Annotated in this window: 18 protein-coding genes and 1 tRNA gene; 7 read left to right on the top strand and 12 right to left on the bottom strand. The window is 59.4% G+C overall.

The window, feature by feature from the left end; genetic code table 11:
- Nucleotides 1-49 precede the first annotated feature (49 nt).
- Complete coding sequence (locus ACWICV_RS12425) at nt 50-523, top strand: Lrp/AsnC family transcriptional regulator (protein ID WP_454091099.1); 474 nt, start codon at nt 50-52, stop codon at nt 521-523.
- Between the two features lie 84 nt (nt 524-607).
- On the opposite strand, the gene ACWICV_RS12420 is transcribed toward ACWICV_RS12425, so the two are convergent.
- Together ACWICV_RS12420 and ACWICV_RS12415 are read right to left on the bottom strand one after the other, a co-directional pair.
- Nucleotides 608-2233, bottom strand: a complete 1626-nt coding sequence (locus ACWICV_RS12420; RefSeq protein WP_105657249.1) for a solute symporter family protein — start codon at nt 2231-2233, stop codon at nt 608-610.
- The gene (locus ACWICV_RS12415; protein WP_105657248.1) at nt 2234-2578 is read right to left on the bottom strand and encodes a DUF485 domain-containing protein; all 345 of its coding nucleotides are present in this window, start codon (nt 2576-2578) and stop codon (nt 2234-2236) included.
- Nucleotides 2579-2775: 197 nt separating this feature from the next.
- On the opposite strand from ACWICV_RS12415, the gene ACWICV_RS12410 reads away from it, so the two are divergent.
- From ACWICV_RS12410 to ACWICV_RS12395, 4 genes are read left to right on the top strand one after another with little or no spacing between them, the layout of a single operon-like run.
- Nucleotides 2776-3957 (top strand): sensor histidine kinase, encoded by a 1182-nt coding sequence (locus tag ACWICV_RS12410; RefSeq protein ID WP_454091098.1) that lies wholly within the window; start codon nt 2776-2778, stop codon nt 3955-3957.
- Between the two features lie 29 nt (nt 3958-3986).
- Nucleotides 3987-4703, top strand: coding sequence for a LytR/AlgR family response regulator transcription factor (locus ACWICV_RS12405; protein ID WP_105657247.1), 717 nt, complete (start codon nt 3987-3989; stop codon nt 4701-4703).
- A gap of 59 nt (nt 4704-4762) precedes the next feature.
- Entirely contained in the window at nt 4763-5128 is a 366-nt protein-coding gene (locus ACWICV_RS12400; protein WP_105657246.1) for a DUF485 domain-containing protein, read from the top strand.
- A complete protein-coding gene (locus tag ACWICV_RS12395; RefSeq protein ID WP_454091097.1) occupies nt 5121-6596 on the top strand; it encodes a sodium/solute symporter in 1476 nt (491 codons plus the stop codon). The genes ACWICV_RS12400 and ACWICV_RS12395 overlap by 8 nt, the downstream gene beginning before the upstream one ends.
- On the opposite strand, the gene ACWICV_RS12390 is transcribed toward ACWICV_RS12395, so the two are convergent.
- Nucleotides 6593-7543 carry a DMT family transporter gene (locus ACWICV_RS12390; protein WP_454091096.1) on the bottom strand — a complete coding sequence of 317 codons (951 nt, stop codon included), beginning with the start codon at nt 7541-7543 and terminating at the stop codon, nt 6593-6595. The genes ACWICV_RS12395 and ACWICV_RS12390 overlap by 4 nt on opposite strands.
- 39 nt (nt 7544-7582) lie before the next feature.
- Here ACWICV_RS12390 and ACWICV_RS12385 point away from each other — a divergent pair, with 39 nt between their 5' ends.
- Nucleotides 7583-8086, top strand: a complete 504-nt coding sequence (locus ACWICV_RS12385; RefSeq protein ID WP_105661811.1) for a MarR family winged helix-turn-helix transcriptional regulator — start codon at nt 7583-7585, stop codon at nt 8084-8086.
- 104 nt (nt 8087-8190) lie between these two features.
- Here ACWICV_RS12385 and ACWICV_RS12380 read toward each other — a convergent pair whose 3' ends face one another.
- The 6 genes from ACWICV_RS12380 to rpsB all read right to left on the bottom strand — a co-directional run bounded on the left by ACWICV_RS12380 (nt 8191) and on the right by rpsB (nt 13865).
- Nucleotides 8191-8763, bottom strand: a complete 573-nt coding sequence (locus tag ACWICV_RS12380) for a DivIVA domain-containing protein (RefSeq protein WP_105657242.1) — start codon at nt 8761-8763, stop codon at nt 8191-8193.
- A gap of 149 nt (nt 8764-8912) precedes the next feature.
- Nucleotides 8913-10469 (bottom strand): phosphatidate cytidylyltransferase, encoded by a 1557-nt coding sequence (locus tag ACWICV_RS12375; RefSeq protein ID WP_454091095.1) that lies wholly within the window; start codon nt 10467-10469, stop codon nt 8913-8915.
- The gene (gene frr, locus ACWICV_RS12370; protein WP_105657241.1) at nt 10469-11026 is read right to left on the bottom strand and encodes a ribosome recycling factor; all 558 of its coding nucleotides are present in this window, start codon (nt 11024-11026) and stop codon (nt 10469-10471) included. The genes ACWICV_RS12375 and frr overlap by 1 nt, the downstream gene beginning before the upstream one ends.
- A 78-nt stretch (nt 11027-11104) precedes the next feature.
- On the bottom strand, nt 11105-11827 hold the full coding sequence (gene pyrH / locus ACWICV_RS12365) for a UMP kinase (RefSeq protein ID WP_105657240.1): 723 nt from the start codon (nt 11825-11827) through the stop codon (nt 11105-11107).
- Between the two features lie 204 nt (nt 11828-12031).
- Nucleotides 12032-12868, bottom strand: coding sequence for a translation elongation factor Ts (tsf, locus tag ACWICV_RS12360; RefSeq protein WP_105657303.1), 837 nt, complete (start codon nt 12866-12868; stop codon nt 12032-12034).
- A 145-nt stretch (nt 12869-13013) separates the two neighbouring features.
- Complete coding sequence (gene rpsB, locus ACWICV_RS12355) at nt 13014-13865, bottom strand: 30S ribosomal protein S2 (protein WP_105661810.1); 852 nt, start codon at nt 13863-13865, stop codon at nt 13014-13016.
- A gap of 396 nt (nt 13866-14261) precedes the next feature.
- Here rpsB and ACWICV_RS12350 point away from each other — a divergent pair, with 396 nt between their 5' ends.
- Nucleotides 14262-14795, top strand: coding sequence for a M23 family metallopeptidase (locus tag ACWICV_RS12350; protein WP_454091094.1), 534 nt, complete (start codon nt 14262-14264; stop codon nt 14793-14795).
- A gap of 255 nt (nt 14796-15050) precedes the next feature.
- On the opposite strand, the gene ACWICV_RS12345 is transcribed toward ACWICV_RS12350, so the two are convergent.
- The 3 genes from ACWICV_RS12345 to ACWICV_RS12335 all read right to left on the bottom strand — a co-directional run bounded on the left by ACWICV_RS12345 (nt 15051) and on the right by ACWICV_RS12335 (nt 17377).
- A tRNA-Ile gene (locus ACWICV_RS12345) sits at nt 15051-15127 on the bottom strand.
- 99 nt (nt 15128-15226) lie between these two features.
- Entirely contained in the window at nt 15227-16414 is a 1188-nt protein-coding gene (locus tag ACWICV_RS12340) for a glycosyltransferase (RefSeq protein WP_400290337.1), read from the bottom strand.
- Between the two features lie 51 nt (nt 16415-16465).
- Entirely contained in the window at nt 16466-17377 is a 912-nt protein-coding gene (locus ACWICV_RS12335) for a DMT family transporter (protein ID WP_105657236.1), read from the bottom strand.
- Between the last annotated feature and the right edge of the window lie 25 nt (nt 17378-17402).

Genomic DNA, 17402 nt, shown 5'->3' with positions numbered 1-17402 from the left:
GAGCAAAACGCACTGTTTATGAGAACCGGTCAGTGCTAACGTGCACATTATGCAACTTCTGGACACTACCGACCGGCGCATCCTGCTGGCCCTCTCGACCGCAGCCAAACGCACCGGCTCGGCTATCGCCACGGCTTTGAACCTCGGGCGAAATACCGTGCAGACGCGGATGACCCGCCTGGAGAATGAAGTTCTTGATTCCATTGACCGCCGCATCCCGCCCGAAGTGCTGGGCTACGGGCTGCTCTCCTTTGTCGAGCTGCATGTTGAGCAACGCCATCTCGGGGATATCGCCGCCAAGCTCGAAGCCATCCCCGAGGTGCTTGAAGCACACGGGCTCACCGGCTCTGCCGACATCTTGGTGCGGGTAGCGGCCAAAGACGCCGAGGAGCTGTTTCGGGTCCATGGACATCTGCTGCATATAGACGGAGTGAATCGTGCGGACTCGGCACTATCCATGGCCGAGCTCGTCCCCTACCGCACCACCGCTTTGCTTCAGCACTCGCTAGCCAATAACGCGTAGCGCACAGGGCAGCAAAAAGTTCCGGGAACCAGCCTGCTGGCTGGTTCCCGGAACTTCGCTATTGAGTTTTATGAATTCTTCGCCTTAGTGGTCGACTGCCTTCTCGGCACCGACACCGGTCAGCGAACGAACTTCCATTTCCGCCTGCTTGGTAATGTCCTCGACACGCTTGTCGGTAACCGAGCCCAGCCAGCCTAGGAAGAAGGCCAGCGGAATGGAGACGATACCCGGGTTAGCCAGCGGGAAGATCACCATATCGATGCTTGGGATCATTGCGGTCTCCGAGCCCGAGAACACTGGCGAGAAGATGATCAGCAGCAAAGCCGAACCCAGGCCGCCGTACATGGACCACACTGCGCCGCGGGTCTTGAAGCCCTTCCAGAACAGCGAGTACAAGATGGTTGGCAGGTTAGCCGAAGCGGCCACCGCGAAGGCCAATGCCACCAGGAAGGCCACGTTCTGCCCCTGGGCACCGATGCCGCCAGCGATAGCGAAGACTCCGATAACCAAGACCGTGCGGCGGGCAATCTTCATTTCCTTCTCTGGAGTGGACTTGCCCTTGGCAATCACCGACGCGTACACGTCATGGGCGAAGGATGCCGCCGCGGTGATGGTCAAGCCCGCCACCACAGCAAGGATGGTTGCGAAGGCCACTGCAGAGATCAGGCCCAGCAGCACTGTGCCGCCCAATTCGTAGGCCAGCAGCGGTGCCGCAGAGTTCACGCCGCCTGGAGCCGCCTGGATTCGATCCGGGCCAATCAGTGCACCGGCGCCGAAGCCCAGCACCAGGGTGAACAGGTAGAAGGCGCCGATCAGCCAGATAGCCCAGACGACGGACTTGCGGGCTTCCTTCGCGGTAGGAACGGTGTAGAAGCGCATCAGCACGTGCGGCAGGCCGGCGGTGCCAAGCACCAAGGCCAGGGCCAGCGAGATGAAGTCCAGCTTGGCAGTTTCAGAAACACCGTACTTCATGCCCGGATTCAGGATCTCGGGGTTGCCGGCTACTTCAGCTGCCTTGCCCAGCAGGTCGGAGAAGTTGAAGCCGAACATGGCCAGCGTCCACACGGTCATGATCAGCGCGCCGGCGATCAGCAGGCAGGCCTTGATGATCTGCACCCAGGTGGTGCCCTTCATGCCGCCAACCAGCACATAGAGGATCATCAATGCGCCAACGATAACGATCACCAGCGACTGTCCCAGCTTCTCGTCAATACCCAGCAACAGGGAAACCAGCGCGCCGGCGCCAGCCATCTGCGCCAGCAGGTAGAAGACGCACACTGCCAGCGTGGAGATGGCCGCGGCGATGCGCACCGGACGCTGCTTGAGGCGGAAGGACAGCACATCGGCCATGGTGAATTTGCCGGTGTTGCGCAGCAGCTCCGCAACCAGCAGCAAGGCAACCAGCCAAGCAACCAGGAAGCCGATCGAGTAGAGGAAGCCGTCGTAGCCCTGGATGGCGATAGCGCCAACGATGCCCAGGAAGGAGGCTGCCGAGAGGTAGTCACCGGCAATTGCGGTGCCGTTCTGCGTTCCCGTGAAGGAACGGCCGCCTGCATAGTAATCCGCAGCGGTCTTGTTGTTCTTGGAGGCGCGGAGCACGATCACCATGGTGACGCCCACGAAGGCCAGGAAGATGGCGATATTGACCAAGGGGTTGCCGACCTGGGTCGACTCTCCCGCGGCCTGGGCCAGGATACTGAGCTGGTTCATTTAGTTCACTCCCTCGCTCTCTAGGCGTTCACGGATCTTGGTTGCCTTGGGGTCGAGCTTCTTATTCGAGAAACTGACGTAGGCCGCGGTGATCGCGAAGGTCGACACGAACTGCAGCAACCCGAGAACAATACCCATGTTGATATTGCCGAGAACCTTGATGGACATGAAGTCGTGGAAGTAGTCGGCTAGCAGCACATAGGCGAAATACCAGACGAGGAAGAAGACTGCCATCGGGAAAACAAAACTGCGGTGGGTCTTTCGCAGTTCCTGGAATTCCTCGGATTGGCTCTCCTTGACGAAATCAACGTCAGCAGCGACGCCGTGTTCCGGGTTGGCACTCATGATGCCCTCCTTGAGCGAGTTGATGATGTGACTGGGCGCACATCGGTTTTGTGACTAAGTTCACTATTGGCGATAAACCCGTTGGCGACTAGGGGGCCTGCACAGCTCGTGGCTCAACGGACTGCTTTCTGCGCCCAACGGCGCAGCATGGCGCGCTGAACGGTCGGCAGATCAGGCAGGGCCCTAAGATGGGATACATGTCTCCAGCGCTGCAAGTCACCCTGATCGTCGCCATTGCGATGGTCGGAATCGCTCTTGTCGGCTACATCGGTTTCAGGATTTCCCGCTCCACTACGGAAATGGGTACCGACGTCGAGGAAGCCACCTACAAGACGTTGCACCACATGTCCGTTGCGGTTCCCCATTTGGAGCGCGGCCTGACTGAGGACGGGGCGGCCAAAAGCGCCAAGGCGCTGCGCAGGCTCTTGAACTGCCAGGTATTGCTGATCAGCGACACCACCCATGTGCTGGCCACCGATGCAGGGGCCGATTTCACCGCGGAACTCGAAGAAGCAGCCTCCAAGGTTTCCAAAAGCGCGCTGGCAACCGGCAAAACCCAGGTAGAACGTTCCTCCGGCATGGACTTCGTGTCCGCTCCGATCACCGTAGGAGATCAAAGCGTGGGAACGGTGACCGCGCTATCACGCAGGGCCGGCGCCAGCTTCGTTCGGGCAGTTTCCGAGGTAGCGGTCTTTGTATCCGCGCAAGTTTCCACCGCCCAGCTCGATGAATCCAAGGCCATGCTGCTCGAAGCGCAGATGCGTGCCTTGCGCGCTCAGATCTCCCCGCACTTCATCTACAACTCGCTGAATGCGATCGCCTCGTTCATCAATACGGATCCCGCTCGAGCCCGTGAGCTGGTCATAGAATTCGCCGACTTCACCCGGTACTCTTTCCGCCGCCGCGGTGAATTCACCACCCTGGCCGAGGAACTGGAAGCGATCGACCGCTACCTGTTGCTGGAAAAGGCCCGTTTCGGTGAGCGCATCAAGGTCTCCTTGCAGATCGCTCCCGAGGTGCTGCCCACGCAAATTCCCTTCCTGGCCTTGCAGCCGCTGGTTGAAAACGCGGTACGCCATGGACTCGAAGCCCGGCCAGATGGCGGAGTCATCTCCATCACGGCCACCGAAGACGGAATGCACGCAGTTATCAGCGTGGAAGATGACGGCATGGGCATGGATCCCGAGCAGCTGTCCAGTGTGCTAGCTGGCGATACCCCGAATATGCACGTAGGCCTGCGCAACGTCGACCTGCGCATGCGCCAGCTCTACGGCAATTCCAATGGACTGGTGGTGGAGACCGCGCCGGGGGCCGGAACGCTGATCACTTTGCGTGTCCCGAAGTTCCGTCCGCCCAACACGATCACTTCCGATGCATAGAAAAATCCAATAAACGGTAGAATTTTCGCATGATTAACGTGGTGGTCGCCGATGATGAACTTCCAGCGGTAGAAGAAATCGCTTTTCTGCTCAGCCAGGATTCCCGCATCGGGAAAATTCACCGCGCCACCTCTGGTGCCGCGGCGCTGAAGGCGCTGGAGGAAAATACTGTCGACGCACTTTTCCTCGACATCCACATGCCGGCTTTGTCAGGCTTGGATATTGCCCGCGTCATCTCCCGCTTCACCAATCCCCCACTGATTGTTTTTGTCACCGCCGATGAAGATCAAGCGCTGCAAGCATTCGAGTTGGCCGCCATCGACTACGTGCTCAAGCCCATTCGCCCGCAGCGCCTGGCCGAATCCGTTCGCCGCATCTGCGAGCTGGTCGAGGAGACCCCTGCCAAGCCTGAAATGATCACGGTGGACCAGGGAGGCATCACCAAGCTGATCCCTCGGGCGGATATCGCCTACGTTCAAGCCCAGGGAGACTACGCCCGGCTGCACACCAAGGATTCGAGCTATCTCATCCGGGTTCCGCTCAACGATTTGGAACAGCAGTGGGGCGAGTCCGGTTTCGTTCGGATCCACCGTTCCTACCTGGTGTGCATGGATAAGATCGAAACCGTTCGCTTGCAGACCGGCAAGGCCGCTGTGCTGGTCAACAGCACCGAACTTCCGATTTCTCGTCGCGCGTTGCCATACCTGCGGGAACGCTTGGCTGCCAACCGCGTCCGCCCGCTGTAGGAAGCTGTTGGCCTTCCGTGGAGCACCTTCCCCAAGACAACAGCCGGCGAGAGCCCCTCATGCCCGGACGTTTCGCTGAGCAGCGTCCAAAACGCGTGCGTGTCCAGGCTCCGCAGGATGCATCCTTGACTGTCTCCCCCGACCGTCCCGAGCACACAGCAGAAGAATTCTATGTTCGCCAGCTGATCCGCTCCCAGCTGCGGCTGGCCTGTGCCGTCGCGGCGGGCCTGCTGGCGATGCTGGTAGGCATCAGTGCATTGCTCGTCTTTTGGCCGGTCTTCGAGGACATCCACCTGCTAGGCCTGCCCCTGCCATGGTGGGTTTTGGGCATCGGCATGTATCCACTGATCATCGTGGCCGGAATGCTCTACAACAGGGCCGCGGGACGCAATGAAGAACGGTATCGGAGCATCAGCCGTGGCTAGCCTGCTGTCCGTTTCCTCCCTGGTGATCGTTTGCCTCACCACCATGCTGATTGCCTTCCACGGCCTGCGCCTGTCCCGCACGACTTCCGACTTCTACGTAGCTTCACGCACCGTACGCCCGTGGTGGAATGCCTCTGCGATTGGCGGCGAATACCTGTCGGCAGCTTCGTTCCTGGGCGTTGCCGGGCTGATTGTGCTCTCTGGGCAATCAGGTTTGTGGTTCCCCATCGGCTACACCGCAGGCTACTTGATGCTGCTCCTGTTTGTTGCCGCTCCCCTGCGACGTTCCCGGGCATACACAATTCCCGATTTCGCGCAGATCCGTTTCGAAGGCTCGCCGATGCTGCGGAAAATCACCACCTATCTGGTGGTGGTGATCTGCTGGCTCTATATCGTTCCGCAAATGCACGGAGCAGCCCTGACCCTATCCATCGCTACCGGATTCCCGAGTTGGGCCGGTCCGGTCATTGTTGCCGCGGTTGTCTGCGTGACGGTGCTGTCCGGCGGGATGCGCTCGGTGACCTTCGTCCAGGCCTTCCAGTACTGGTTCAAGCTGGCGGCCTTGGTTATTCCCACGATTTTCCTGCTGGGGCGGGCCATCCCCGAGCATTCGGCATCCGGGCATGCCCAGGCCCTGTATGCGCAGCTGGAGTCCGTGAACGCGATGAACCTCTACGAGACGGTATCCATCATCTTGGCATTGCTCTTCGGCACCCTGGGGCTGCCGCATGTGCTGGTGCGCTTCTACACGAACCCCACAGGCCAGGCTGCGCGTACCACCACGGTGATTGTGCTGTGCCTGCTCTCCGCGTTCTACCTCTTGCCGACGACTTTGGGCGTGCTGGGCTTGCTCTACACCCCGGAGCTCGGTGCCACCAATGAAACCGATGCCACCATCCTGCTCTTGCCCGGGCGCCTCTTCGACGGATTCCTGGGCGACGCCTTGACCGCAATTGTCGTCGGTGGCGCATTCGCAGCTTTCCTCTCCACCACCTCCGGTTTGGTGGTATCCCTGGCTGGTGCGCTGTCCCAGGAATTCTTCTCGGGTACCGTGCGGGGCTTCAGGATCTCTACCGTGCTGGCCACCGCCCTGCCCGTCCTGGTCGCGGTGGTGACCAATTCATTGGCCTTGGCGGGCGCCATTGGAAACGTCTTCGCCTTCACTGCATCCACCATCTGCCCGCTGCTGCTCTTGGGCATTTGGTGGCGTTCACTGACCGCTCGAGGTGCTGTTGCCGGACTGCTGGCTGGCGGCATCTCCTGCGGGCTGGCCTTGATGACCGGCGCCTTCCTGCCCCAGGAAGATGAGATCTGGATCCACCTCTTGCGCCAGCCTGCGGCGTGGAGCGTTCCCTTGGCCTTCATGGTGATGATCTTCGTATCGCGCAGCACCAAGCGGAGCGTGCCCGCCAACGTTGAACGCGTCATGGCGTTGCTCCATGTCCCGGACTGGCGGACGAAGTTCTAGCCAGTCTCCACGGATTCTCCGGCAGGCGCGTCGCGGCCAGATGCTTCGCGTGCCGAAGCTGATCTGCGCCGGGATCCCTTGGCCAGCCCCAGAAGGACTCCGCCGAGAACCAAGCCCATCCCGATCAGGCTTTGGAGGCCGAGGCTTTCCGCTGCCAGCAATGTTCCCAGCAGGACCCCTGTCACTGGATTGAGCAGGCCAATGAGGCCAACTGACGATGCAGGGAGATGGCGCAGCCCGGTGAACCAGGCAAGATAGGCAGCCGCGGTGGCAATGAGGCTGACATAGCCGAAGCCCGCCATCGCCTGCAGGTCAAGCTGAGGGGGTGCTCCATGCACGAACAGCGCGCAGGGGACCAGTACTGCCCCTCCGGCCACCAGCTGCCAGGCGGTGACACGGATAATCGGCATCCCTTCAGACCATCGTTTGGTCAGGATGAACCCGGCACTGGACAGGACCATTGCTACCAGCGACAAGACGATCCCCAGGATATCGATGCCGGCCTGTGCATCGAATACCATGATGCCCACGCCGACGAAGCCCAAGAGGGCCCCAACCAAAGGCCAACGTGCAGGACGTTCACCGAGCAATAGCCATGCGAACAGCATGAGCACACCGGCAGAAATCGCCATGGTCGTAGCAGCGACACCCGATGGCAAAAGTTGCGCCACCACGTAGATCAGGGCAAAGAAGGCACCGATATTCAGCACTCCCAGAACCGCGGATTTCCACCACCAGCTGCCCTGCGGGAGTTTCCTGGCTAGCCCCAGCAACACCAAGCCCGCCGGCAATGCGCGGATCGCCGCACCCCAGAGCGCTGAGCCGTCGGGAAGAAATTCCTTGGTGACATAGTAATTGGAGCCCCACGCGATCGGGGCTATCGCGGTCAGTGCTACCCAGCCCAGCGTTCGAAGCCGGTGCCCCGCGGAATTCAAAGTATCTTCCATGGAAGATACTTTAGCTTCCTTGGAAGATATAATAAAGGCATGGAGCAAAACGACCACGTATCGCGCATTCAACAGCAGTGGGCAGAACAACGGCCGGATCTCGACCCAGCTCCCCAGGGAATCATCGGCCGGCTGCATCGCTTGGCTAATTACCTGACCGAGGAGCTCTGCACGGTTTATGCAGAGCATGGGCTGACCGAAGCCGAATTCGATGTGCTCGCGGCCTTGCGGCGGGCAGGAGAACCCCACTCCCTGGCCCCCGGCGAGCTGGCACAGCAGACGATGGTGACCACCGGAGCCATGACCAAGCGGCTCGACAAGCTGGTCAGCAACGGCTGGGTCACCCGCGCGCTATCCGGTGATGACAGGCGTGGGCGCCGCATCTCCTTGACGGCTAGCGGCAAGAAGAAAATCGATGAAGCGTTTACCGCCCACATGCGCAACGAAAAGCGCCTCGTGGACCAGCTGGCCCCCGCTGATCGTCCTGTGCTCGAAGAAATGCTGCGAAACTGGTTGGCCCACTATGAACAGACCCGGCCCTAGCCTTATCGGCCAGCGCGTCGCCAAGAATGCAAAAAGCCGCGCAGGGCAGCGGGAAGAATTTCCCACTGCCCTGCGCGGCAATGCGTTTGCGCTGGAGACAGCTGCTAGTCGATCGAAGCCATCAGCTCGACCACGCGGTCAAGGAATGCATCGACCTGCGATTCCTCGTAGCCATCGGTTCCCTGCGAAGAGCGGAATTCCACGCGGCGTACGGTGTCAACGGCCATGGGCACGTCGTTCTCGAAATAGTCGATGAGCTGATCGCATAGGCGATCGACATCTTCGATGTTGTAGCTCGACGCGTTGGAACGCGACGGGCGACGGAAACGCTCACCCTTGGCACGGTGCAGGCGGCCACGCAGGATCGCGGCCAGGCGGCCTACCTGCTGCAGCCAGACCTCCTCGCCCTGATGGGCAATCAAGTCGTCGCGCTCGCGCTTGGCAAAGACATCTTCCAAGCGGTCCAGCGCACCATCGACTTCGCGGGCCTGGTACCCGCCCTTCTGCGGCGCAAAAGTGGTGCGGCGGATCAGGTGGCTGGTGACCACACTGTCGTCGTTTCCTCCACCGTTGAAGGTGGCGCGGGCACGGCTCAGGAATGCATCAACTTGCTTTGCGTTGTAGCCGAATTCCGAGTCCGGTACGCGGGAAAACGGAGCATCTTGCTGCTGCGACACGACAGTTCCTTTTTCTCTAGAGAGATATCAGTTGGGTACCCCGGTAAGGCGATACCCCTCATATTCTATTGGCTTGGGCCAATAGTTGGCTTAATGGCCACACCAGCCAGTGCATTCCAGTAGAGGATCACACCCGCTGGCGGGACCGGTCAGAAGACTTCGACGCTCCAGGCCAACACATGCGAAATCACGTAGCCCAGAGGAATGACAAACAATATCGAGTCCAAGCGATCCATGATTCCGCCATGGCCCGGCAGCAAGTTGCTCATGTCCTTGATGCCCAGTTCACGTTTGACCATGGATTCCGCGAAGTCGCCAGTGGTCGCGGCAATGGTGGTGAAGAACGCCAAGATGACGCCCGTCCACCATGGCATTTCCAGCCAGAAGTGCATTGCGCAAGCACCAATAGCCATCGAACCAATCATTGATCCGGCGAAGCCCTCCCAGGACTTTTTCGGAGAAATCTTTGGCGCCATCGGATGCTTGCCTACTAGCACACCCACGATGTAGCCGAAGGTGTCGTTGGCGACCGCGAGCAGCAAAAGCGTGGCAATGAGCCATTGGCCATTCTCGGAATCAAGAATCAGCAGGGCGAAGGAAAGCAGCAGCGGCACCCAGCTGATGATGAACACGCTGCTCATCACCGAGGCCACAGCACCCTTGAGTCCTTCCATGAGCCGGAAGAGCAAAGCGATGAGGATACAGGCAATGTAGCTGAATCCAAGGGCTTCCACCCCGCCCCAAATGGCACTGACCGGCAGCAAGACCGAGGACAGGTACAACGGCAATTGAGGCACCGCGGTCTTGGCGTGAGTAGTAGCTCTCGCAACTTCCCAGCAGCCAATGCCGCTGAGGGCTATCAGCGCGATGACCAGCAATGGCTGCGACCACATCAGGCCAACGAGGACGACGCCGAGCATCAGCAAGCCTACGCCGATTGCCGCGGGCAGGTTGCGTCCGGCGCGCGATTTCTTCGGCTCCGGGGTTCCTACCAACAGCTCGGCAGGGATGTCTGCTTCTGCCGCGTCGGGCTGGCCGGTCTCGGCCAGGTCCGTGGAGTCGGAAACCGGTGGAGCAGGCATCTTGCCCTCGGCAGGCGCTGGATTCTGCGCCGCTGATTCGGCTTCCGGTTTGGTCGTTTCGCCCTTCGCTGGCATACCACCCTGGGCAGCTGGGGCCGCTAAGATCTTGGCTTTGCCGGGTTCCGCCGATTCTACGGGCTCAGCCGGTTCCTCGGCTGGTCCGGCCTGCTGGGCAGCGATTGGCCCCGGGGCCGCCACCGACTTGGACGTATCAGCCTTGAAGGCTGCCTTGGCACGCTCTTTCGCTTGCCCGGTATCAGCCGTAGCGGCTGCATCCTTGCCTGGGGAAACCTCGGCTGCCGGGCTCGCGCCAGCCCCTGGCTGAGGGGTCGGCAAAACGCCATCGGTGCCGACAACTTGCTCCACGGCTGGTGCCGGTGCTGGCGTGGCCATTGGAGCAGCTACCGGATTGGCCGGTTCAGTCGTGACCGGTTCTTGGATTCCAGTGGCAGGTTCTGGAGTTTCCCTGGCCGCGCGGTTCTTCATGAAACCGCGTTTTTTCCCCTTGGCGGCAGCCTCACGCTGGGCACGAGCTTCGCGTCGGGTCAGGGGCTGGGATTCTCCGGATGCCACTGAGGGCACCGCCGAAGCGTTGCCCTCAGTGTTGTCTGTCGAGCCTGGCATTAGACTTCCAGCAGCTCTGCTTCTTTTTTCTTCAAGATCTCGTCAACTGCGTCAACGTGCTTCTTGGTCAGCGCGTCGAGGTCCTTTTCTGCACGGGTGCCCTCGTCCTCGCCAATTTCGCCATCCTTGACCAACTTGTCGATGGAGTCCTTTGCCTTGCGGCGGTGATTACGCAGCGCAACGCGGGCGTCCTCACCCTTGGCCTTGGCCAGCTTGACGTATTCCTTGCGGCGTTCTTCGGTCAGCACTGGAAGGACAACGCGGATCATCTTTCCGTCCGAAGATGGGTTTGCCCCAACTTCTGGATCGCCCAGAGCCTTTTCGATTGCGCGCATAGCGGTCACATCGAATGGGGTGATGGTGATGGTGCGTGCTTCTGGCACTGCGAAGGAAGCCAACTGCTGCAGTGGGGTCGGGGAACCGTAGTAGTCCACCATGACCTTCGAGTACATGCCTGGGTGGGCGCGACCGGTACGGATCGTCGCGAAGTCCTCCTTGGCGGCCTCAATGGTGCGTTCCATCTTTTCGGCGGTTTCCGCCAGCGTTTCGTCAATCACCGGTACTCCTCAAGTACTTCATCTGTGTTTCCGCTACGGGAAATTAAATCTACTTCAATCCTAAGCCACGATCACCGATTAGACGGTGACGGTGGTGCCAATCCGCTCGCCGCGAATTGCCGCGGCCACGTTTCCTTCGCCTTCCATGCCGAAGACCAGCATATTGAGCTTGTTGTCCTGGCACATGGTCATGGCGGTCTGGTCCATCACGCGGATGTCGTTGACCAGCGCGTCGCTGTAGGTCAAGGTCTCCAGCTTCTTGGCGGTCGGATCCTTCTTCGGATCCGCGGTGTACACGCCATCGACGCCCGACTTGGCCATCAGAACTTCGTCAGCATCGACTTCCAGGGCACGCTGCGCGGCCACGGTGTCGGTGGAGAAGTACGGCAGGCCTGCGCCAGCGCCGAAGATGACAACGCGGTCCTTTTCCATGTGGCGGATGGCACGGCGTGGGATGTAGTTCTCTGCGACCTGGGCCATGGCGATGGCCGACTGGACGCGGGTTTCGACGCCGCATTGTTCCAGGAAGTCCTGCAGTGCCAGGCAGTTCATGACGGTGCCAAGCATGCCCATGTAGTCTGCGCGCGAGCGGTCCATGCCGGAGGCCGAGAGTTCTGCGCCGCGGAAGAAATTGCCGCCGCCAACCACGATTGCGACCTCTACTTCGCCTACGGTTTCAGCGATCTGCTTGGCGATGCCGCGAACGGTATCCGGGTCAACGCCGATCTTGCCGCCGCCGAATACTTCACCGGAGAGCTTGAGCAGTACGCGGCGTCGTTTGGTTTCTGGGGTGCTTGGCATGAGGTGTCTTACTCCTGGAGGTCGGAATCAAGCTGGGGGTACTACTTCCCAGATCCCAAGCTATCGTGAGATCCGGGCTCAAGAAAAGGGAGGCGAGTCACCGAGTTTTCTCTCGGTGCTCACCTCCCTTTGATCTTGTGCACTCAGGTTGCCCTGAACGCGGTTCGCTTAATGCGTACGGCTAATGCTTAGAGCTGTAAAAGCTTAGGCACCAACGCGGAAGCGTGCGAAGGCAACTGGCTTGGTGCCAGCTTCTTCGAAGACCTTGCCTACGGACTTCTTTGCGTCCTTGGCGAAAGCCTGGTCAACCAAGACGATTTCCTTGAAGAAACCGGTCAGGCGGCCTTCAACGATCTTGGTGAGTGCAGCTTCTGGCTTGCCCTCCGCGCGAGCGGTTTCGTCTGCGATGCGGCGCTCGTCGGCAACCTTGTCAGCTGGAACCTCCTCGCGGGACAGGAAGGTAGGAGCCATTGCAGCGGTGTGGACAGCAACGTCGTGTGCGACGGTTGCGGCAGCTTCGCTGTCAGCGTCAACAGCCATCAGAACGCCAACCTGAGCTGGCAGGTCCTTGCTGGTCTTGTGCAGGTACGAAGCAACCTTGGCACCCTCGATGCGTGCAACACGGCGTACAACAACCTTCTCGCCGAGGATTGCGCCCTCTTCGATAACGATGTCGCCAACGGTCTTGCCGTCCAGCTCGTAAGCCAGCAGTGCTTCTGCATCTGCAGCACCGGAAGCCACAGCGGCATCCAGGACCTTGTTGGCCAGTGCAATGAACTTCTCGTTCTTGGCAACGAAGTCGGTCTCGCAGTTGATCTCGATCATGACGCCGACGTTGCCTTCAACCTTGGCAGCAACCAGGCCTTCAGCGGTCGAACGGCCTTCGCGCTTGGTAGCGCCCTTCAGGCCCTTGACGCGGATGATCTCGATGGCCTTCTCGGCGTCGCCGTTAGCCTCGTCCAGTGCCTTCTTAACGTCCATCATGCCGGCGCCAGTGCGCTCGCGCAGTGCCTTGATATCAGCAGCGGTGTAGTTTGCCACGTGCAATCCCATTCAGCTAGGAGTTTCAAGTTTATTTTGCTTATGGGACGGGTCGGATTTCCGGCCCGTCCCACAAGACTTGGTGAAGTTCACCCCGAGCTACACGCTAGTGCGCCCAGGCAAACTTCTGGAGTCACCGAGGTGACTACTTGGCTTCTGGTGCCTCAGTTGCATCGTCTGCAGCTGGTGCTTCAGTTGCAGCTTCTGCAGCTGGAGCTTCGGCCTTGGCCTTCTCGCCCTCAAGCAGCTCGCGCTCCCACTCAGCCATTGGCTCAGCAGCACCCTCGGTCTTGCCGGCAGCCTTGTTGTTCTTGGCGATGAGGCCTTCGGCCACAGCGTCAGCAACAACGCGGGTCAGCAAGTTGACGGAGCGGATTGCGTCGTCGTTGCCTGGGATTGGGTAGGTAACTTCGTCCGGATCGCAGTTGGTGTCCAGGATGGCCACAACTGGGATGCCCAGCTTCTGTGCTTCGTCGATAGCCAAGTGTTCCTTCTTGGTGTCAACGATCCAGATAGCGGAAGGGGTGCGGGTCAGGTTACGGATACCACCGAGGTTGTTCTGCAACTTGGTCAGCTCGCGCTTCAGCAGCAGCAGTTCCTTCTTGGTGTGACCGGAGCCAGCAACGTCCTCGAAGTTGATCTCTTCCAGTTCCTTCATGCGCTGAACGCGCTTGGAGACGGTCTGGAAGTTGGTCAGCATACCGCCGAGCCAACGCTGGTTCACGTATGGCTGGCCAACGCGGTTAGCCTGCTCGGCGATCGATTCCTGAGCCTGCTTCTTGGTACCGACGAACAGTACGGTGCCGCCGTGGGCAACGGTCTGCTTGACGAACTCGTAAGCGCGGTCGATGAACGACAGCGACTGCTGCAGGTCGATGATGTAGATGCCGTTGCGCTCGGTGAAAATGAAGCGCTTCATCTTTGGGTTCCAGCGACGGGTCTGGTGGCCGAAGTGGACGCCGCTGTCAAGCAGCTCTCGCATGGTTACGACTGGCATGTCGCAACTCCTTTCAGCAGTGGCGGACCGGGCGCGCATGCGCCCGCGGTAACTGCTCTTGTTTGTTCGGGTTGATGCAGATAGCCATTGTGGATATCCGCCCTAGCATGAATACCGATAGATGCTTGGCATCTCGCCTTCGGTCCACCGATTCTCTCGGACCACTGGAACCTCAGGCCACAGCTCATGAAGCTGTGGATACTCATACGCGAAGTCAATCCCCTGCCCGACGCACCCAGTTTTGGACACACCTGTGACAGGACACTGCTGTTTCAAGTGTACTACAGAGAACTCAACGCTTTACACGGCGATATCGGTGATCTGCAGCCCATTCGCTTGCCCACAATTCGCTCTCCCAACTGCTCAAGATCCGGCTATTGGGTCCAGCCTGAGAGCATGAAATCCAAGTATCTAGTCGCCGGGCTGCAGGTTTTGCTGCTGGCCTTCAGTGGTCCTCCGGCCTCGCCCCTGACTGCGGCGCCACAACCAGTCCAAGCACAAGCTGCACTCGCCGCCGGCAACGGCTGGCGTTGGCCACTAGCTGGCGAACCGGAAATTCTGGAGCCCTTCGATAAGCCGGAGGAGAATTGGCTTCCCGGTCATCGCGGCGTGGATTTGGCTGCCAGCTCCGGAGACTCGGTCTTCGCGCCCCAGCGCGGCCAAGTCGCCTTCGCTTCAGTGATCGTGGATCGACCCGTGCTGGTCATCGACCACGGTTCCGGATTCAAGACCAGCATCGAACCGGTAGCCGCCGGAGTCTCGGTGGGCGATTGGGTCGAGGCTGGCGCGAAGGTGGGACAGGTAGCAACCGGGGCGCACTGCTCGGGCCGATGCATTCACTGGGGCGTGCGACTCGACGGCGAATACATTGACCCGGTGTTGCTGATCCGCGACATGCGTCCATCAATACTCTTGCCGCTGCACGAATGACCGTGAAGGCTCCCAGGGGTGCACCATGAAGAGCCACGGTTACTGTCGCGGGTCTTGCAGACCGGATCCTCTGCGTGTTCTTGCCCCTGGCGAGAGCTCCATGCCGCGCAGCCGCGCAGCCTGTTCCTTGGACTGCCATGAGAGTTGCAAGTTGGCACCGCGCAATGGCCGGGAACTTGCTTCTTCCAGTTTCCATACCCCGGAACGAAAAATCGCCCAGCAGCTTTCTTGCATAAGCTGCTGGACGATCTTGTTTGGTAGGGAGTATGGGACTTGAACCCATGACCAAGGGATTATGAGTCCCCTGCTCTAACCAACTGAGCTAACTCCCCACATGGGCCCATCGCCGAAGCGGTGTAACCACACTCGAAATATTCTAGGGCATCACTAGCCGAAACACCGATTTGACGCACCCGATGACGATGAACCTATTAATGGCTGGAAACTTCGTGGCCGCGGTAAAGGGCTTCGAAGGAGTTCATCGTCTTTTCCTGCGCGTGGTTCTTCACCTTTTCATGCCCGGCTTCACCCATCTTGGCACGGCGCTGCTCATCCAAGGCCAGAACCTGGTCTAGCTTGTTGGCCAGATCCTGCCGGTCTCCCGGCGTGAACATGTAACCATTGATGCCTTCGTCTACCAGGTGCGGCAGGGCCATCGCGTTGGCCAGAACGACGGGTTTGGAAGCCGAGAGTGCTTCCAAGGTTACCAATGACTGCAGTTCGGCGGTGCCTGGTTGGCAGAACACATCGCAACGCAGGTAGGCCTGGCGCAGTTGTTCATCACTTACATGCCCAAGGAAACGGACACGGTCTCGCAGCTGCAATTCGTCAGCGATCTTCTCCAAGTGAGGGCGTTGCTCTCCCCCGCCAACAATTTCAATGATGGCATCCGGCACCTGGCTCATTAAAGGCAATGCCTCGATGAGTTCATTGATGTTCTTCTCAACGGCAAGACGGCCTGCGAACAAGATCGTGGGGAACTCGTTTTTAATGATTTCTTCCCCTGCCGCCAGCTCGTAGTTGCCGATCTCGATCCCGTTAGACAGCGGAAGCACCCGGCTCAGTTTGGCACGCTCACGCATTGCCTTGGCCGCCAGTGGAGTCGGGGTCGTGACGGCGTCTGCCCGCCCAAAGATCTTCCCCATGTCTCTCCACGAATTCTGCGCGACAATTCGCTTGAACCACTGCGGGAAAGGCAGGAATGGGTCAAGGTTTTCCGGCATGAAGTGGTTCGTGGCGATGGAACGAACCTTGTTCTTGCGAGCCCATCCGATCGTGCGCTGGCCAATCATATAGTGGCTCTGGGCATGGACTACATCGGGCTTGATATCCGAGAGCAGCTTGCTGATCTGCCGATTGACCTCCCACGGGAACACGATGCGGAAGTACTCGTGGGTAGGTACCGAATGCGATTCCAGACGATGCACAATTGCTTCATCACGGATCTCGGTGTAGGTCTTGCCCTTATCTCCACGGGCCGCCAGCACATGCACCCGGTGGCCGCGTGCATGCATCGCAGTAGCCAACCGGTAGCAAAACATCGCTGCACCGTTGACGTCTGGCGGATAAGTGTCAGCAGCAATGACGATGGTCAGCGGTTTTTCCTTGGCCACGAGCATCCTTCGGCGTTCACACGCGTTGTAGTTTCTATTAAAATCTGCAGCTTCAGTCTATTTGGAATCAGGCATGGATTTTTCTGCTTCAGACTGGTTCCGGCGTTCAATAACATCCGGGTGATGCCTGGACAGTGCGGTCACACCGACGATAGCCAAACCAGCAGCCACCAGCATCAGCACGGTGACCAGTACCGGAACATCAGGACGCAGCTCCCCGAGGATGCCGATTCCAATGGCAATGCCAATTATCGGGTCAATCACCGTCAACCCTGCGATGACAAGGTCAGGAGGTCCCTTTGAGTAGGCCTTTTGCACAAAATACGAGCCGAGAAGGCCAGCTACAACTACCGCTAGGCCAGCCAGCCAAGGCAGCTGGACAAAGCTGCCGTCGCCGATATTCATCACGGCGATTGCAATGGTTCGAACCAGTACGGCGACGAATCCGAATAGAACGCCAGCACCGAGGATGAAGAAGAACGCACCGAGCTTCTTGTGGAAGAAGATGGTGGCCAATCCCACGATGGCAACGACTACCGCCAAGATCATTTCAATCAAGTGCGCTTCGTAGTCGTTTACCTCCTGGTTGCTGCTAGTGGCAGTGACGGCCAGAAGCACGAAGCCAACCGAACCCACCATGCAGCTGATGATCGCCAATACGGTGGGACGATTCATCGTCAGGTCGGTTTCCTTGGCATTGACCATCGCAGTGATCACCAATGCAATGGCACCAATTGGCTGCACCACCGTCAAGGGCGCGCTGGCTAGCGCGAAAACATTCAAGGCCATGCCAAGAGCCATCAGCCCCAGTCCGCTCATCCAGCGTTTGTTGCGGGCCAGCTTCCCGACATTCTTAATTGTCAGGTCCAGACCGCCAACAGCACTGCGGACTGCCTGCGATTGGAAGTGCGCTCCAAAGGCAAGACAAAAGGCACTGCATAGTGCCGCTGCAATAGCGATCCAAACCATGTCAGTGCCTTTCTAGCCTAAGTTT

The sequence above is a fragment of the Glutamicibacter sp. NPDC055354 genome (assembly GCF_053644955.1).
The sequence above is the reverse complement of the archived record's forward strand: the minus strand, read 5'-3'. Positions and strand labels throughout refer to the sequence as shown.

Bases quoted from the DNA above. Each gene is read 5' to 3' on its own strand.
- ACWICV_RS12400 (WP_105657246.1), top strand. From the start codon at position 4,763: ATGCCCGGACGTTTCGCTGAGCAGCGTCCAAAACGCGTGCGTGTCCAG.
- pyrH (WP_105657240.1), bottom strand. From the start codon at position 11,827: ATGCCAAGCACCCCAGAAACCAAACGACGCCGCGTACTGCTCAAGCTC.
- rpsB (WP_105661810.1), bottom strand. From the start codon at position 13,865: ATGCCAGTCGTAACCATGCGAGAGCTGCTTGACAGCGGCGTCCACTTC.
- ACWICV_RS12340 (WP_400290337.1), bottom strand. From the start codon at position 16,414: ATGCTCGTGGCCAAGGAAAAACCGCTGACCATCGTCATTGCTGCTGAC.
- ACWICV_RS12390 (WP_454091096.1), bottom strand. From the start codon at position 7,543: ATGGAAGATACTTTGAATTCCGCGGGGCACCGGCTTCGAACGCTGGGC.
- ACWICV_RS12335 (WP_105657236.1), bottom strand. From the start codon at position 17,377: ATGGTTTGGATCGCTATTGCAGCGGCACTATGCAGTGCCTTTTGTCTT.
- ACWICV_RS12425 (WP_454091099.1), top strand. From the start codon at position 50: ATGCAACTTCTGGACACTACCGACCGGCGCATCCTGCTGGCCCTCTCG.
- ACWICV_RS12420 (WP_105657249.1), bottom strand. From the start codon at position 2,233: ATGAACCAGCTCAGTATCCTGGCCCAGGCCGCGGGAGAGTCGACCCAG.
- ACWICV_RS12375 (WP_454091095.1), bottom strand. From the start codon at position 10,469: ATGCCAGGCTCGACAGACAACACTGAGGGCAACGCTTCGGCGGTGCCC.
- ACWICV_RS12410 (WP_454091098.1), top strand. From the start codon at position 2,776: ATGTCTCCAGCGCTGCAAGTCACCCTGATCGTCGCCATTGCGATGGTC.
- ACWICV_RS12405 (WP_105657247.1), top strand. From the start codon at position 3,987: ATGATTAACGTGGTGGTCGCCGATGATGAACTTCCAGCGGTAGAAGAA.
- ACWICV_RS12350 (WP_454091094.1), top strand. From the start codon at position 14,262: ATGAAATCCAAGTATCTAGTCGCCGGGCTGCAGGTTTTGCTGCTGGCC.
- ACWICV_RS12415 (WP_105657248.1), bottom strand. From the start codon at position 2,578: ATGAGTGCCAACCCGGAACACGGCGTCGCTGCTGACGTTGATTTCGTC.
- ACWICV_RS12385 (WP_105661811.1), top strand. From the start codon at position 7,583: ATGGAGCAAAACGACCACGTATCGCGCATTCAACAGCAGTGGGCAGAA.